The organism is Rhizobium sp. GN54 (assembly GCF_021026345.1).
GTDB lineage: Bacteria > Pseudomonadota > Alphaproteobacteria > Rhizobiales > Rhizobiaceae > Mycoplana.
Genome location: NZ_JAJNCZ010000018.1, coordinates 1 through 14,506, shown reverse-complemented (window position 1 = coordinate 14,506; position 14,506 = coordinate 1). Strand labels below are relative to the sequence as shown.

General features: G+C 61.0%; 14 protein-coding genes and 1 pseudogene. 6 read left to right on the top strand and 9 right to left on the bottom strand.

The window, feature by feature from the left end; translation table 11 throughout:
* Nucleotides 1-19 precede the first annotated feature (19 nt).
* On the bottom strand, nt 20-2,038 hold the full coding sequence (locus LQK81_RS25475; RefSeq protein ID WP_230809245.1) for a bifunctional sugar-binding transcriptional regulator/dihydroxyacetone kinase subunit DhaK: 2,019 nt from the start codon (nt 2,036-2,038) through the stop codon (nt 20-22).
* 141 nt (nt 2,039-2,179) lie between these two features.
* Nucleotides 2,180-2,515, bottom strand: a pseudogene (locus LQK81_RS25470) (IS481 family transposase); the annotation flags it as partial.
* Between the two features lie 177 nt (nt 2,516-2,692).
* On the opposite strand from LQK81_RS25470, the gene LQK81_RS26460 reads away from it, so the two are divergent.
* The 4 genes from LQK81_RS26460 to xth all read left to right on the top strand — a co-directional run bounded on the left by LQK81_RS26460 (nt 2,693) and on the right by xth (nt 5,863).
* Nucleotides 2,693-2,977: a DUF982 domain-containing protein gene (locus tag LQK81_RS26460; RefSeq protein ID WP_442967189.1), complete on the top strand. Its 285-nt coding sequence runs from the start codon at nt 2,693-2,695 to the stop codon at nt 2,975-2,977.
* Between the two features lie 103 nt (nt 2,978-3,080).
* Nucleotides 3,081-4,172 (top strand): YihY/virulence factor BrkB family protein, encoded by a 1,092-nt coding sequence (locus LQK81_RS25465; RefSeq protein ID WP_230809221.1) that lies wholly within the window; start codon nt 3,081-3,083, stop codon nt 4,170-4,172.
* Between the two features lie 570 nt (nt 4,173-4,742).
* A complete protein-coding gene (locus LQK81_RS25460; RefSeq protein WP_230809220.1) occupies nt 4,743-4,988 on the top strand; it encodes a DUF2934 domain-containing protein in 246 nt (81 codons plus the stop codon).
* A complete protein-coding gene (gene xth, locus LQK81_RS25455) occupies nt 4,985-5,863 on the top strand; it encodes an exodeoxyribonuclease III (RefSeq protein WP_230809219.1) in 879 nt (292 codons plus the stop codon). Before LQK81_RS25460 ends, xth begins: the two co-directional genes overlap by 4 nt.
* A gap of 141 nt (nt 5,864-6,004) precedes the next feature.
* Here xth and LQK81_RS25450 read toward each other — a convergent pair whose 3' ends face one another.
* A complete protein-coding gene (locus tag LQK81_RS25450) occupies nt 6,005-6,961 on the bottom strand; it encodes an SDR family oxidoreductase (RefSeq protein ID WP_230809218.1) in 957 nt (318 codons plus the stop codon).
* Between the two features lie 123 nt (nt 6,962-7,084).
* The gene (locus LQK81_RS25445) at nt 7,085-7,321 is read right to left on the bottom strand and encodes a hypothetical protein (protein WP_230809217.1); all 237 of its coding nucleotides are present in this window, start codon (nt 7,319-7,321) and stop codon (nt 7,085-7,087) included.
* A 142-nt stretch (nt 7,322-7,463) separates the two neighbouring features.
* Here LQK81_RS25445 and LQK81_RS25440 point away from each other — a divergent pair, with 142 nt between their 5' ends.
* Complete coding sequence (locus LQK81_RS25440; RefSeq protein WP_230809216.1) at nt 7,464-7,904, top strand: PPC domain-containing DNA-binding protein; 441 nt, start codon at nt 7,464-7,466, stop codon at nt 7,902-7,904.
* A gap of 56 nt (nt 7,905-7,960) precedes the next feature.
* On the opposite strand, the gene LQK81_RS25435 is transcribed toward LQK81_RS25440, so the two are convergent.
* Genes LQK81_RS25435 through coxB form a run of 5 tightly spaced genes read right to left on the bottom strand, consistent with a single transcriptional unit; the run spans nt 7,961 to nt 13,583 of the window.
* Complete coding sequence (locus tag LQK81_RS25435; protein ID WP_230809215.1) at nt 7,961-9,052, bottom strand: c-type cytochrome; 1,092 nt, start codon at nt 9,050-9,052, stop codon at nt 7,961-7,963.
* Nucleotides 9,046-9,684, bottom strand: coding sequence for a cytochrome c oxidase assembly protein (locus LQK81_RS25430; RefSeq protein WP_230809214.1), 639 nt, complete (start codon nt 9,682-9,684; stop codon nt 9,046-9,048). Before LQK81_RS25430 ends, LQK81_RS25435 begins: the two co-directional genes overlap by 7 nt.
* Nucleotides 9,681-10,061: a hypothetical protein gene (locus LQK81_RS25425; protein ID WP_230809213.1), complete on the bottom strand. Its 381-nt coding sequence runs from the start codon at nt 10,059-10,061 to the stop codon at nt 9,681-9,683. The genes LQK81_RS25430 and LQK81_RS25425 overlap by 4 nt, the downstream gene beginning before the upstream one ends.
* Before the next feature lie 4 nt (nt 10,062-10,065).
* Nucleotides 10,066-12,585 (bottom strand): cytochrome c oxidase subunit I, encoded by a 2,520-nt coding sequence (ctaD, locus tag LQK81_RS25420; protein WP_230809212.1) that lies wholly within the window; start codon nt 12,583-12,585, stop codon nt 10,066-10,068.
* On the bottom strand, nt 12,582-13,583 hold the full coding sequence (gene coxB / locus LQK81_RS25415) for a cytochrome c oxidase subunit II (protein ID WP_230809211.1): 1,002 nt from the start codon (nt 13,581-13,583) through the stop codon (nt 12,582-12,584). Before coxB ends, ctaD begins: the two co-directional genes overlap by 4 nt.
* Nucleotides 13,584-14,095: 512 nt before the next feature.
* On the opposite strand from coxB, the gene LQK81_RS25410 reads away from it, so the two are divergent.
* Complete coding sequence (locus tag LQK81_RS25410; RefSeq protein WP_230809210.1) at nt 14,096-14,374, top strand: hypothetical protein; 279 nt, start codon at nt 14,096-14,098, stop codon at nt 14,372-14,374.
* The last annotated feature ends 132 nt before the right edge of the window (nt 14,375-14,506 follow it).

The window sequence follows — 14,506 nt, the reverse complement described above, 5'->3', positions numbered from 1 at the left end:
TCGATCCTCGCAGACGCAGCTACACAATTCTTAACGCTGCAGTGTCGCAAGGATGACGAAGAAGTTCGGTGAGTTGGCCATCCAGATGCATGACCGAGATCGAGGCGCCAACCATATCGAGCGAGGTGCAATAGTGCCCGATCCAGTTCGCCTCTATCCTGACCCCGCGCGCGGACAGGCGCTGCCTGACACGGCGAAACAGGATGTAAAGTTCCATAAGGGGCGTGCCGCCAAAGGAATTGACGAGCACTGCCACACTGTCGCCCTTCGCAGGATTCATTTCCGCGAACATCTGATCCATGATCCCGTCGACAATCGCATCCGCTGGCGCCATACTCTGCCGGGTAACACCACGCTCCCCGTGTATCCCCATGCCGATTTCCATGTCGTCAGGACCGATCTCGAAATTGTGACGGTGTGTCTGCGGCATGGAACACGGCTCGAGCGCCACACCCATCGTAAACGTTCGGGCATTAGCGTGGCGCGTGACCATCTCGCATTCAGAGAGACTGAGACCGCGGTCACAGGCAGCACCGGCGACCTTGAAGATGAAAAAGTTTCCCGCAACGCCGCGCCTGCCTTCGCGATCCTCGATCGAGGACGATGCAATATCGTCGGTCGTCAGAACCGTTCGCACCTCGATGCCTTCGCCTTGCGCCATCTCGGCGGCCATCTCGAAGTTCATCACGTCACCGGCATAGTTGCCGTAGACGAACAGTACGCCTTCACCACCATCGGCGGCGCGTGCGCAGTCGAGGATAGGTCCAGGCGGAGGAGACGAGAAAACGTTGCCTATGGCGACGGCGTCGGCGAGACCCTGGCCGACATAGCCGAAAAAGCAGGGCTCGTGACCGCAGCCGCCGCCGATCACCAGTCCGACCTTCCCGCGACGCGGGCCGTTTCTGGCGATCAGAGAGCGCTGGGAACCACCGATCGGCATGACGTGAGAGGCGTGCGCCGCGACGAGACCCTCGAGCATTTCCTCGACAACCTCGTCCGCATCGTTCAGGAATTTCTTGACATGGCTTCGCATTCCCATTGCTTGCGAGGTATCATCCTGCGACCGCGTCCGCACTTGCCTCGCGGTGACCGGCCGCACACCTTCCGCACTCAGGATTGCCGCACCCGTCGCTGCGTCGGTGATCAATACGGTGACGTAACCGCCCCGCAACGCGGCCAGTATTGCAGGGACCTTGTCATATCCGCCCGCCACGGCAATGCGAACGTCGATGGTTTTGAGCGTATCGAGATCGATCCCGATCGTCCGCTCATCGAGCGGCCCGTTGACTGGCATACCCTGCCCGTCGAGAAAGCGTCCCGCCACAACACCGACCGCGCTCTTGGAAAGGTATTCCTGGATCGAAACCGATTCGAAGAATCCACTTGTATGGATCGTGGAGTTCGGCCGCAGCGAGGAAATGCCAAAGATGATTTTGTTCGCCGCCTGCAGAACCTGAAACTGATCCGCGATCAGCGGCTCCTGCATTATGATGCTGCGGGTTTCCCGGCTCTTGACCAGAGCCGGCGCGGTGATGTTGACGAGACGTCCGTTGATCGCGGTCGCCATCGCTGCTGCGCAAAGCTCCGGCGTATATGCAAAGTTTGCCCTCGTCCCGCCCGTCGCCTGAACAACGGTCACATCCTGCACATTGGAAACCGTCTGTTCCGCGATCGCCAGTACGGTGCGTCCCCATGCAACGGCAATCGTGTCGCCGGACTTCACAATCCTGGAGAGCGCCTGTCCGCCTGCAGCGCCGAGCCGGTCGATCAGCGAGCGGGCACCATCGTCGCTCGGAACCACGAGGCAGTCGCCAAGACCGAAATGCCGCTTCAATTCCTGCGCCAGATGCAGCGAACTCAGCCGCGCTGGCTCCAGCGATATATTGACGATGCCACGGCTGCGTGCGTCGGCCAGATAGGTGTTCACCGTCGCGCGCGAGATTCCCATGATATCGGCGACCTCGCCCTGCGTGCGGCCGTCTTCATAGTAGAGCCAGCACGCCCAGACATAGGGGTCGTCGCCAAACCGCAACGGCATCGGAGAAGGGGTATCGGCCACATCGGCCTGGTTGTCCGATGCCTTCCTCGCAAGCAATTTTTTACTGGCCATGACGCCTCTGCCCATTCTGTATCGGTGTGCAAAATGGAGCGAACAGAGGAGCATTGCAATCGCGTCTTTCAGGCAGAAGGCGCTGACGCCGTGTCGCTCGACGAAGACCACTGCACGTTCGAGGAAGGCAATCGCGCCTGCCTTCTTCTCGTCGGGCAGGATTTCGGCATAGGCCAGCCGCGAGGCATCATCGATCGCGACATGGAGGGCTTCCCGGCCGAGGCCCCTGCCGCAAGCCCTGCGATTGCTCTCGCCGCGCCGGTCGCCGATGATGCGATGGCCGACGCCGTCCAGCCTACCGAGCTTCTTGCTGTCGATGTGGATCAGTTCGCCGGAGTTTTCCCGCTCGTAGCGGATGACCGGCGCAACCGGGTCGAGAGCCTTCAGCCGGCCCGAAGACGTTCGATCATCAGCATTCGACTGTGATGGGAGGTTTCGGCATTCTCCTGCAAGTCCATCCGGGCCTCCTGGAGGAAGAGGTGTCGTGTCGCAACAACAACCTCCCAAACTATAGCAACGACCACTAGAGGAACTAAGTCACAGAAACCGCGTTGACCTTCCCGCCCAAGCAAGGAGGATGCTATGGGAGAGATACTATCCGTCGACCTCGGGGCGCATTGGTCCGTGCCTGTCTGCATAGACACCCCGGCCCGTTTGCTCACAGTCGTAAAGTCGCCAAAGGATGCCCTAAGGATTATGACGCATGCGTGGATGCCTGAGGCCCGAGGAGAGAAATACTTCTCGGCCAAGCGCGCTTGCATTGCCGCAATGTGCGGAACTGGAAGCTCTGAGAGTGCCCGTTACAAATTTATTGCGGCTTGTCGGGAGGCGAAGATCCGCTTCCGCGAAATCCCTGCTGATGGCTGAGGCCAGCGGCAGGGAGATATGCCGCCTGGCCCTCTTCCATCCACGACATTGCATCGATTCTTGTCCCCATGCGTTCAGCTTTCAGTGGTCAACGGAGGCAAGAATGGCACGAAGACATGGTGGTCCGAGTGGCAAAGCAATTTTCACATTGTTCGGCTTGGTCTTTCTGGCTGGCGCAGTCGTATTGAGCCGACAGGAAAGGGAGCAGCTGTCCACCATGGACAGGGAGGAGGAGCATGCTCAGGTGGCAGACGGTCGCGGCCGGCTGGCGCAGACCCCTACAGATATTCCCCCTCGAGGCCTACGCGACGTCTTCTGGAGAGTGGTTGAATCGGTGTCGAATGACCGGGTTACAATGGTGGCAGCGGGCGTGACCTTCCACCTCCTGCTCGCGCTCTTTCCTGCGCTCGCGGCAATCGTTTCGCTTTATGGTTTACTGGCAGATCCGATAGCGATGACCGGACATGTCCGGGATATGGCCAGCGTCTTGCCTGCGGATGCATTCGCGGTCTTCTCCGATCAGCTTCGGTCGCTCGTTGAAAGCCGCGAGAGTACGTTGGGCGCAGCATTCATCATCGGACTGTTTGTTGCGTTGTGGAGCGCGCACAATGGCACCCTGGCCATGTTCGATGCGATGAATGTCGCTTACGGCGAAGTCGAGAAGCGCAGTCTGCTCTGGCTTAACCTCATTGCACTGTCGTTCACACTTGGCGCAATGTTGGCCGCGGTTGCCGTCATCGCAGCAGTTGCCGTTATGCCGGTCGTGATGGCGCACATCTGGCTTGATCCCCTGAAGGAAGACCTCGCGCTTCTGGCGCGATGGCCGTTGCTCTTATTGCTGGTTTTCATGGCACTGACAGCAATCTATCGATTCGGCCCGAGCCGGGAGCCAGCCAAACTACGGTGGCTCACCTGGGGCGCGGCTGGGTCCACGTGCGCTTGGATGCTGATGACGCTGGGGTTCTCCTGGTACCTCAACAACGTCGCAGACTACAATGCCACCTACGGTGCCCTTGGCGGGCTCATCGGCTTCCTGATTTGGACGTGGCTTTCTGTTGTTATCGTCCTCGTCGGCGCGGAATTGAACGCAGAACTCGAGCATCAGACCATCTGCGATTCGACGACCGGGAAACCCCTGCCGCTCGGTGCTAGGGGAGCGTATGTTGCAGACCATGTGGGAAAGGGGGAGGACTAGCCAACGTTCGTAGACCGGAATCATTGAACTCAACGGTACCGCGCGGCACGATGTGCCGCTCGGCAAGCGGGGAATGGCACCGGCTCAGTCTCTGGGACGTCAACGTCGGTGCAGCGACGTTATTAATCTGGTTGATGAAAACGTTTTCCGCCACCACTGCGACGATCTCAACGATTTGGCCCTCGTTGAAGCCGGCTTCACGGACCGCATTAATATTTGCTGGCGAGACTTTGCCGCGCGCTTCGTCAACGCGGGCCTGTACACCGTGTCAGGACCGAAGGCGACATCGCAATCGCAGGTCGCGAACGAGAACCGGGGCATGCCAAAGCGGGGACTACACAATCTGTTCCCAAATCGCCGGTTTGTGACGGGAAATGCTTGCCGGTCTCGAGATCATCACCGACCGGGATGCCGATGCTAAGCCAATTCGCTCCCACTCTGAGAATGGCAGACGGCGATCAGGAGCGTTGCTCGGTGAACGCCGTTCTTGCGGCTAGGGCCACGGGCGTCTCCCGACGGAACATCCGGTCCACAAGCCAGTTCTTAGGACGAGCAAGGAGGATCAGATCGATGCCCATCACCAAGAATATGCAAGACCCGCTTTCCAAGCCCTTGGACCCTGCATTCGATCCTGAAACGCGCGGCCCGGATGATGTGGCCGATCTGACCGAACGTATCAGACTGCGTGCGTTCGAGATTTGGGAACAGGATGGCATGCCAGAAGGTCGACATGAGGAACATTGGCTGCGGGCCGAGCGTGAGATCCGCGGAGATAGCATTGCCAGCGGCGCTCTGCCGCCAGCAGACGAGCGATGAAGATCGCCACTTACAACGTCAACGGCGTGAATGGACGACTTGCGGTGCTTCTGCGATGGCTGGAGGAGGATAGTCCTGATGTCGTTTGCCTGCAGGAACTGAAGGCCCCAGACGACAGGTTTCCTTCCAGAGCGATAGAGCGCGCCGGCTACCGAGCCGTCTGGCATGGCGAGAAGAGCTGGAACGGGGTGGCGATCCTGGCGAGGGATGTCCAGCCTCATCTGACACGCCGTGGCCTGCCCGGGGATCAGCAAGACGCCGCCTGCCGATATATCGAGGCGGCCGTGGGAGGCATGCTGTTCGGATGCCTCTATCTCCCCAATGGCAACCCGGCGCCCGGGCCCAAATTCGACTACAAGCTCCGGTGGGTTCGTCGCCTGCTCGACTACGCGGCAGAAATCTTGGAGCTTGAGATTCCTGCGCTCTTGATAGGCGACTTCAACGTCATGCCCACGGACCTCGATGTATACGCGCCCGAGCGATGGCGGGACGACGCGTTGTTCCGACCTGAGGTCAGAGAGGCATTTGCAGAACTCCTGGCTCAAGGCTGGACCGATGCGATCAGGTATCTCCATCCCGAAGAGCGCGTCTATACCTTCTGGAAGTACTGGCGTAAGTCATTCGAGCGCGATGCGGGATTGCGCATCGATCATATCCTGCTGAGCCCGCCGGCCACGCCCTGGCTGCGAATGGCCACAGTTCAGCGACAGCCGCGAGCGTGGCCGCACACAAGCGACCATGCGCCCGTCATCGTCGAACTTGATGTGCCAAGCAGGGAACTGGTGACATCATCTACCATTCCGGGAGGACCGGGAAAGCCTCGCCCGGCGTCCAGAAAAGCAGGTAAATCGCTGCGACCATTGCCGCAACGATGAAGATGGTGATCACAAAGCGGGTCATTCCCCGGCGGGCAGTTCTCGTAGTCTGTTTCATGCAGGATGGAATTGTCTGGGGTCGGAATGGTTCCATCATTGTGCCGAGTGGCGCGGGCTGCGCCACTCGCCATAGACAAACGATTAGTAGCCGCCGACGATTGGCAGAATCTCGCCCGTGATGTAGCTCGACGTCTGCGGGGACGCCAGAAATACGTAGGCCGGCGCGATCTCCTCGGGCTGCGCCGGTCGTCTCATCGGCGTGTTGGCGCCAAATCTTGCAACGTCTTCTGCGCACTTGTCCGAGGGATTGAGCGGGGTCCAGACCGGCCCCGGTGCCACTGCGTTGACGCGAATTCCCTTGTCGACAAGCTGCGCGCCGAGGGCGCGGGTGAAAGCGTGTATTCCACCCTTGGTCATAGAGTAGTCGAGCAGTTCCTTAGACCCCTTAAGGCCCGTGACCGAGCCTGTGTTGATTATCGCAGCCCCGTTGCTCATGTGCGGTACCGCGGCCTTTGCCAGGTAGAAGTAACCGTACAGGTTGGTCTTGAGCGTCTCGTCGAAATGCTCATCCGACAGGTCCTCGATATCTCCGGTATGCAGCTGGAAGGCGGCGTTATTGACTAATACGTCCAGTCCGCCGAGTTGCTGCACCGTCTGCTCAACCGCCCGCCTGCAAAACTCGGAGTCCTTGACGTCGCCCTTGATCACGACGCATCTCGCGCCTTCCTTCTCGACCGCCGCGCGGGTAGTCTCCGCGTCCTCACGCTCGTCGAGATGTATGATGGCAACGTCAGCCCCTTCCCGCGCGAACAGGATTGCAACCGACCTGCCTATCCCCGAATCGCCGCCAGTGATGAGGGCCACCTTGTCCTTCAGTTTTTCGGAGCCGCGGTAAAACGGAGCGTCGTACAGGGGCTGCAGCGGCAGCGCCTTCTCGAATCCGGGCTTTTTCTGGTGGACCTTCGGCAATGGCGGCACAGGATAAGGCCGCGCGCCGGCTTGCATGGCCTCCTCCTTTTTCCGCGGACCCTTCCGGTCAGCTTTGTCGATCTGCTTCTGAATAGTACGCTGCTTTCTGGCTGTCGCTGTCGATGACATCACCTGCTCCCTTCCCATTCGATAAGACGCAAAACGGCCTGGCACGACAATTGTTGCCTCCCGGAAGAATCTTCCAGAGATTCGTCGCGCTGGCGCGTTGTTGCGCAGCGCGATCACGACCTGCTACGGTTCATCCTGCGCGCTCTCAGGCTGCTCCTCCGCCAGCAGCGACAACCCATCCTCATTGATCCTGGTGCCAAGCCCCTGGTCGCCCGCCACGTCTGGTGAGTCCTGCACCGCGAGGCCGAGTGAATGCAACCGTTCGGCCATGTCAGTTGGGACGACGTGAACGCGACCATCTGCGATACGCCTCAGCCAGAGGATTTCCTCTTCGTCCAGGTCTTTCAGGGAATAGCCCATCTCAGCGCCTCCTTCCGATCGTTGATTAAAGCGCAACGAGGCAGGTGAAGGCGAAGTTCCACATGCAGATTGGAGGGAGCCGTTGGGAACCCGAGGAGGGGTTCGGACCTTCTGGACAGAGAAACTGGGAAGGACCGATCGCATGAGACACAAACTTTTGGCCGAAGACGCGGGCGAGCGCGCTTTCATCCTTGTCATGGACACCGGAGAAGAAGCCTTCTCGAGCATCAGTACGTTCGCGAACGAACAAGGGATCGCGGCCGCCTCAGTCACGGCAATTGGCGCATTCCAGTCCGCCACGATTGCGTTCTTTGAGGTCGAGACAAAGGAATACCGCAACATTCATGTTGACGAGCAATCGGAGGCCCTAAGCCTCATGGGAGACGTCGCGATTGCAGACGACGGAAGCGCGAGCCTACATCTGCATGCGGTGTTGGGTCTGTCGGACGGCAGCACCAGGGGTGGGCATTTCGTTCAAGGACAGGTTCGCCCCACTTTGGAGGTTGTGATCCGGGAGACGCCCGCCCGCTTGCGCCGCAAGCACAGGCGCGACCTCGGTCTGGCCCTCATCGATCTCGACTAGATTTACGCGTTGCAGCGAGATTGTGTTTCGAAGCGCGCCAATTCCGCGTGGCGTGGTCACTGGCCTGCACTGCCGTCCACCGATCCGCTACCAGCATTTGCGCCCGGATCGCTCGCCCAGAAGTATGTGGCCACGGCGTCGATGTCTCGTTCGTCCAGATTGGCCGCGACCTTTGTCATCAGCGCGCGATAGAGTCCGCCTCCCCGTTTTTCCTCGACAAATAGGCGAAGCTGGGCGGCGAGATAGGCCGTGGGCTGTCCCGCGAGCCTCGGATAGGCCGGGTTGGCGTTTTCCCGGTCGTGGCAGGACAAGCAAGCGGGGATGCGTCGTTGCGGATCGCCAGATCTTGCGATCTGCTCGCCCCGGTCGAACTCCACCGACGGCGCACCATTATTCACGCCGATCGGGCTCCGCTCCGCAAAATGCGCCGCCAGCGCCTCGCGCTCCTGCTCGTTCAGCGACTGGATGGCGACGGCCATGACGCCGCTCGGCCGCGTTCCCTCCGCATAAGCCGCCAGACTATCCCTCAGATAGGTCTGTGATTGGCCGTCGAGACGTGGGATGAGGCTGTCGCGATCGAGCCGGTCCGGCGCATGGCAGCCGTTGCAGGTCTCCAGCACCCGCTCCTGATCGCGGGACTGGTGGGCTGCGTGGCCCGCAAGGCGTCGATAGGATGCGGTATCGAGTTCCGGATAGCGCCGGAGAAAGGCCACCATGGCCCAGACCTCGTCCTCGCGCTCCGCGACGGGCCATGATGGCATGCCCGTGAAGCGCACCCCATGCTGCACGATCTGGAAGAGCTCGGCGTCGGTCCAGGTCGATATTTTCTCCTTCAGATCGGGCGGCACCGGCAGCATGCCACGCACACTTCTGGGCGGCGGCGTCGCGGGCGAGCCGTGGCAAAGGGCGCAGCCGCTCTCAAAGTGCCCCGCCGCCATTGGCAGCATGCCCTCGTAAAGAGGTGGAACGTCGGTGCCGATCGCAGCGGTCCGGACGGAGGACCGCATCGCCCAGTGCAGGAACCAGTCGGTGACCTTCCAGTGGCCGGTGCTCGCGCCGATGCCGATCACGCCGGACCAAACAAGCACCAACCCAGCCAGCGCGGCTCCGAGAACCAGAGCGGCAAGATGCTTTCGTCCGATCACCATCGCGGATCCTCGCGCGCGACGTCGCCTTCGATCCGGAGCACGCCGGAAAGCAGAGCGACCCCGCCGATAAGGTAGGACGCGGCTCCCACGACGAGCATCACCACGCCACCGATCTGCTGGTCGGACGCCGCATCGAGCGGAATGCCGAAGCAACTGACCTCTCCCCCGCCGTAAGGGGATCGCGGCGCAAGGGCGAGCAGAACGCCAAGCAGCGTCATGTGCATCGAAGTAAAGAGAAGCCCCATAGTGCCGGCCAGCCGCCCCTCGCCGTCCCGCTCCGGCCGAAGGCAGGCAAACCAGAGCAGCAAGCCGGCGACGAGGAAACTGAAGAGTTCCAGCATCGAGACGTGAGCGCTGGCATCCGCCATCGCCCGAAGTGCCGGAACGTGCCAAAGCCACACCACGATCAGTTCGATCACGGATGCGAGCACGGGTGTCATACACACGGTTTTCCGCGGGATGTCGATCCCCGTGCCGAGCAGGCCGTAGGCGAGAAGCGGTGCTGCCACGGCGACGATGCCCATATGCAGGATCATGTGCACGGTGAACGAGCCGCCGCCGAAAGAGGCGTAGAGCGCAATCGGCAGGATCGCGAGCAACAGACATCCGGTGAGGAGCGCAACGGTCCTCATGGCTGGCACGCCTCGATGAGGACCAGGGGAACGGCGACAAACAGCACGGCGACGAAGCTAAGCCCCGACAAAAGAAGTGTCGCAAAGCCCTGGAACAGCAGCCGATCCTCGCGGGTCGGCGCGTCGTGCGGTGGATCGCCGCTGCCGAAGCCCCATTGGCGCCAGGCGAGCCAGGCCGAAAGCACGATGCCAGCAAGCGCAAGAAGCGTGATCAGAACGAGAAAAAGACGCATCTGCGCGAACGTGATTGGGGCCTCTCCGGCCTTCTCGCAGTAGACCGCCACGGCGATAGAGCACCCCAGGAAATGCGCCGCCCAGATGCTCGGTCCTGTGAAAAGCGTCCAGAGGCTCTCGACTTCCTTGGGAAACAGCCGCATCGCGTCACCTCACCGCCGGAAACAGGCCGAGCACGCCGAACGACGTGATGGCCGTGATGACGAGGAAATGCCAGTAGAGCACGACATTCTGCAGATCCATGTCGTGCCGCGCGCTCATTCGCCCGGCAAGGCTGCGGGCAAGACAGTAGGCCTGCATGACGATCGCCACGGCAGCATGTACGACCGTCCAGATGGCTACGACCCAGACGATTGCGGGATAGACATGCGCTGTCGGATCCATCGCGTAAAAATGCGGCCCGGCCAGCCCGGCAATACATCCGGCCACAGTCAGCAATGCCGATGATATCAGCGCCGCACGTGTCATTCCCGGACGGTCAGCGGCGTTGACGCGGCGCGCCAGCAACATCGCAAACCAAGCGAACACAAACAGGGCCGCTGCGAGGATCGGCCAGCCGATACCCGGGCCGGCATGCCCGGCGGTAAAGTCGTCATGGATCGTCCAGTAGAAGAAGTAGCCGAACATCAGGCTGGCATAGGCCGTGCTGTCGCCCGCCATGGTGATGAACATCCCCCACCAGCCGACGGATTGCGGTCCGGAGCTGTAGAGGGGCAACGTCTTGCCAAGACCGATGTCGCGTTCTTCCAAACGGGGGATTTCCGCCGTCCCGGTCCAGAGCCAGGCGATGATCGCGGCGATCGTGAGGACCGCGCAGACGAGCGTCAGAATCCACCAGTGGAACGTCAGGGCAATGAAGACACCACCGAGCGAGAATGCGGCGACCATCGTCAGAATCGACGTGCCACCGACGCGAAGGCACTGCAGGGGGCGCGCGTCCAGCACCGATGTCACCAGGGTCTCGCGGGCCCCGTCCTGCGCGTCCGGAAGGTAGTAGCGTCCCGCCTTGATGTCGTCGAGCAGGCCCGGCTGATCCCAGATCGGATAGCGGCTCTTGATGATGGGGATCGAACGCACCCCCCAGCTTTCCTCAGGTTCGCTGATCCATTCCAGCGTACCGGCGTTCCAGGGGTTCATCTCCTGCTTGGGTTGTCGATGCTTCGGCCGGACGACGTCGATCACGACCACGGCGACACCCGCGGCGAAAATGAAGGCTCCGATGGTGGAGATAAGGTTGAACCAGTCCCATCCGATGTCGGCGGGATAGGTGAAGACCCGGCGCGGCATGCCCCGCAGGCCTGACAGATGCATCGGGAAGAATGCGACGTTGAAGCCTACGAACATCAGCCAGAAGGCGATCTTTCCGAGCCGATCCGAGAGCCTCCGGGCGTTGATGAGCGGGTAATAGTAGTAGATGCCGGCGACAACAGGAAACAGCATGCCGCCGATCAGGACGTAGTGCAGGTGGGCGACGACGAAATAGGTGTCGTGGGCCTGCCAGTCGAAGGGCACAAGCGCGACCATGACGCCCGTCAACCCACCGATCACGAAGATGGCAAGGCCGCCGGCCCCAAACAGCATCGGAACGGAAAAGATCACGCGCCCGGCGAGCAGCGTCGCGATGAAGACGAAGATCTGCACCCCCGTGGGGATCGCGACCGCCTCTGACGCAGCAGAGAAGAAGGCGAGCGAGATCTGCGGCAACCCGGTGGTGAACATGTGGTGCACCCAGAGGCCGAAGCTGAGGAAGCCGGTGCCAACGGCCGCGAGCACGATCCAGGAGTAACCGACGATCGGGCGCTGGGCGAAAGTGGGCACGATCATCGCCATGATCGCGATTGCCGGCAGGAAGATGATGTAGACCTCCGGATGTCCGAAGATCCAGAAGAGATGTTGCCACAGCAGCGGATCGCCGCCGCGCTCGGCATCGAAGAACGGCCAGTCGAACATCCGCTCCATCTCGAACAGGATGTCGCCGGCGATCAGCGGCGGGAAGGCGAAGAGGATCATCCCGGCCACGATCAGGAGATACCAGGCAAAGAGCGGCATCATGTTGATGCGCATGCCGGGTGCCCGGCACTTCATGATGCCGACGATCAGTTCGACCGCCGCGGCGATGGAGGCGACTTCGATGAAGGACAGCCCGAGCAGCCAGATATCGGCACCGATCCCGGAATACTCCTTGTCGGTCGCAAGCGGAGGATACATGAACCAGCCCGTATTGGGGGCCGCGCCGAAGAAGATCGAGCCGCACACGAAGACGCCGCCGAGCGCGAAGCTCCAGAAGCCGAAGGCGGACAGGCGCGGGAACGGCAGCTCGCGTGCTCCCAGCATCGATGGCAGGAGAAAGATCGCGACGGCCTCGAAGATCGGCACGGCGAACAGGAACATCATCACCGTGCCGTGCAGTGTGAAGGCCTGGTTGAAGACGTCGGCCGAAAGGAACCTGTTCTCAGGCACTGCGAGCTGGACGCGGACAAGCAGGGCCAGAACGCCTGCGAATAGCATGAAGATGAAGGCGGCGGCACCGTACCAGAGACCGATCTCGGTGTTGTTGACGGATGTCCAGTAGCGCCAGCCCGACGGTGTCCGCCAGACTTCGCGCAGCTCCCGCTCCTGCGCCTCGCGCTCTTCCCGGCTCAGCTCCGTGACACTGACGTCGGTCATCGCAGCCCCGCCAGGAACTCGGATATCGCAGCGATCTCGCCTTGCGGCACCATGTCGAAGGCGGGCATTTGGGCTCCAGGCTTGATCGCGGACGGATCGCGGATGAACCGCCCAACATTTTCGCGCGTGTTTGCCAGCGTTCCTGCGCCGACGGTTTCGCGTTCAGCAAAATGGGTCAGATCCGGCCCGAGCGCTGCGACCGGCGTGGTCCCCCTGACTGAATGACAGGCCGCGCAGCCATGATGAATGAACAGTCGCTCGCCCTCGCTGCCTTCAGGCTGATGTCCCGACGCCTGCTTCCGCCGCCAGTCGTCATAGGCCTCGCGTTCCATCACCACGACCGAGAAGGCCATGTAGGTGTGCGAGGTCCCACAGAATTCCGCGCATGGCGCTTTGAACACCCCGGTCCTTGTCGGCAAGAGCGAGAGCACGTTCGTCCGGCCGGGGATCATGTCCATTTTCCCTCCCAGAGACGGAATCCAGAAGGAGTGGATCACATCCGCCGCACGGAGTGAGAATGCGACGCGTTCGCCCACAGGCAGCCGCAACTCGTTTGACGTCTCGAACCCCGCCACTCCGTCTTCGGCCGGATAGCGTATCCGCCACCAGAACTGCTCGCCGGTCACTTCGATCTGTGTGGGTTCGGGGACGGTGCGGGCGAGCCACGGCCGGACCGATGGCATCAGCCACACCGCGTAGACGAGGAGCGCGAAGAGTACGACGCCAGGAAAGGCGACACCGCCCCAGGCAATCAGCCTTCCCGCGCCCTCCTCCGACCAGGTTTGCCGTTGGCCACGACAGGAATGCAGCAACAGGCCGATGACAGCGAGCCAGATGAACCCTCCTCCGATAACCATCACCACGAACAGGTGATGGACCTCTGCCGCCTCCTGTCCCGCAGGATCGAGTGTCGACTGACTTCCGGTGCAGCCGGCAAGGACGAGCGACACCGCGATGGGAAGATGTCCGGAAATCTTTCGTTTGCTGCAATTGGTCATGCCTTGGGCGATATGGAGCGCAGGACCGTCTCGGCAAGGTTACGGGCATAAGCGGTGCCCTTTCTCCCGACCGACGCACCGTCACGAGACGATAAGACGTATCGGGAGAATTCGACAACGTGGTCATCGTGCCCTGGCGTTTTCCGGTTCGGAAAGCGCTCGATCGGCGGATGGTGGCGACTTAAGTGGACTTTTGGTCGAGTCGGCAAGGCAGCGTCACGACGTCGGTTATCGCGTGACTGCCGAATGGAGCCCAGCAGTCCTCGGGGGGAAGCGAATACAAACGCGCTTCTCGACGAAATCGATTTATGACGATTGCCACATCGCTGGCACCGGCACGGAGAAAATGTCGCGAGCATGGGCCAGACTTCTGCTCTCTGAGCACTAAGCGGAAGGCGGACAGTTTAAGCTACTCGGGCCATTGCAGGCGGGGCAACGGGAACCGTTACGGGACTTCGGGAGTTAAAATAACCATCCCCATTTGCGATCATTCAAAAGCAAGAGGTCTCAAAATGGCATACCAAACAGACGGCGTGGCCGGGGAAGAACTTGGGCAAATCAAGATCATCTTGAACACCCTGTACCTTTGCATTGGCTACGCGATTTACCATATCGCAGCGCATGAGGGAACTGAATCGGCCGAAAAATTCAAGTCCAGTATGCTGAGTTCCCTCGAGAATGGCGATATCGACATGGCATTACTAGAGGAGCCCAAGACTTTCGATCTGGTAATCTCAAAGATCCAGGCCTTGACGGTACCAGTCGTGGACCGCGGCGCTGACGAGAGCTAGTCTAGGGTTAGGACTTCGGTAACGGGGCCGTCTGAGTCAAGTAAAACAAGTCGACCGCAGTAGCGCAGTCATGCTGCCAAGGCGGCAAATATTTCCTATAGACTCCCTATCGCCGATGCCTGGCTTGCTTCG

What these genes read in the sequence shown, in the direction of transcription:
- LQK81_RS25475 (WP_230809245.1), bottom strand. Translation starts at nt 2,038, where the DNA reads ATGCCGTTGCGGTTTGGCGACGACCCCTATGTCTGGGCGTGCTGGCTC.
- xth (WP_230809219.1), top strand. Translation starts at nt 4,985, where the DNA reads ATGAAGATCGCCACTTACAACGTCAACGGCGTGAATGGACGACTTGCG.
- LQK81_RS25410 (WP_230809210.1), top strand. Translation starts at nt 14,096, where the DNA reads ATGGCATACCAAACAGACGGCGTGGCCGGGGAAGAACTTGGGCAAATC.
- LQK81_RS25435 (WP_230809215.1), bottom strand. Translation starts at nt 9,052, where the DNA reads ATGGTGATCGGACGAAAGCATCTTGCCGCTCTGGTTCTCGGAGCCGCG.
- LQK81_RS25430 (WP_230809214.1), bottom strand. Translation starts at nt 9,684, where the DNA reads ATGAGGACCGTTGCGCTCCTCACCGGATGTCTGTTGCTCGCGATCCTG.
- LQK81_RS26460 (WP_442967189.1), top strand. Translation starts at nt 2,693, where the DNA reads ATGGGAGAGATACTATCCGTCGACCTCGGGGCGCATTGGTCCGTGCCT.
- coxB (WP_230809211.1), bottom strand. Translation starts at nt 13,583, where the DNA reads ATGACCAATTGCAGCAAACGAAAGATTTCCGGACATCTTCCCATCGCG.
- LQK81_RS25440 (WP_230809216.1), top strand. Translation starts at nt 7,464, where the DNA reads ATGAGACACAAACTTTTGGCCGAAGACGCGGGCGAGCGCGCTTTCATC.
- LQK81_RS25445 (WP_230809217.1), bottom strand. Translation starts at nt 7,321, where the DNA reads ATGGGCTATTCCCTGAAAGACCTGGACGAAGAGGAAATCCTCTGGCTG.
- LQK81_RS25460 (WP_230809220.1), top strand. Translation starts at nt 4,743, where the DNA reads ATGCCCATCACCAAGAATATGCAAGACCCGCTTTCCAAGCCCTTGGAC.
- LQK81_RS25450 (WP_230809218.1), bottom strand. Translation starts at nt 6,961, where the DNA reads ATGTCATCGACAGCGACAGCCAGAAAGCAGCGTACTATTCAGAAGCAG.
- ctaD (WP_230809212.1), bottom strand. Translation starts at nt 12,585, where the DNA reads ATGACCGACGTCAGTGTCACGGAGCTGAGCCGGGAAGAGCGCGAGGCG.
- LQK81_RS25425 (WP_230809213.1), bottom strand. Translation starts at nt 10,061, where the DNA reads ATGCGGCTGTTTCCCAAGGAAGTCGAGAGCCTCTGGACGCTTTTCACA.
- LQK81_RS25465 (WP_230809221.1), top strand. Translation starts at nt 3,081, where the DNA reads ATGGCACGAAGACATGGTGGTCCGAGTGGCAAAGCAATTTTCACATTG.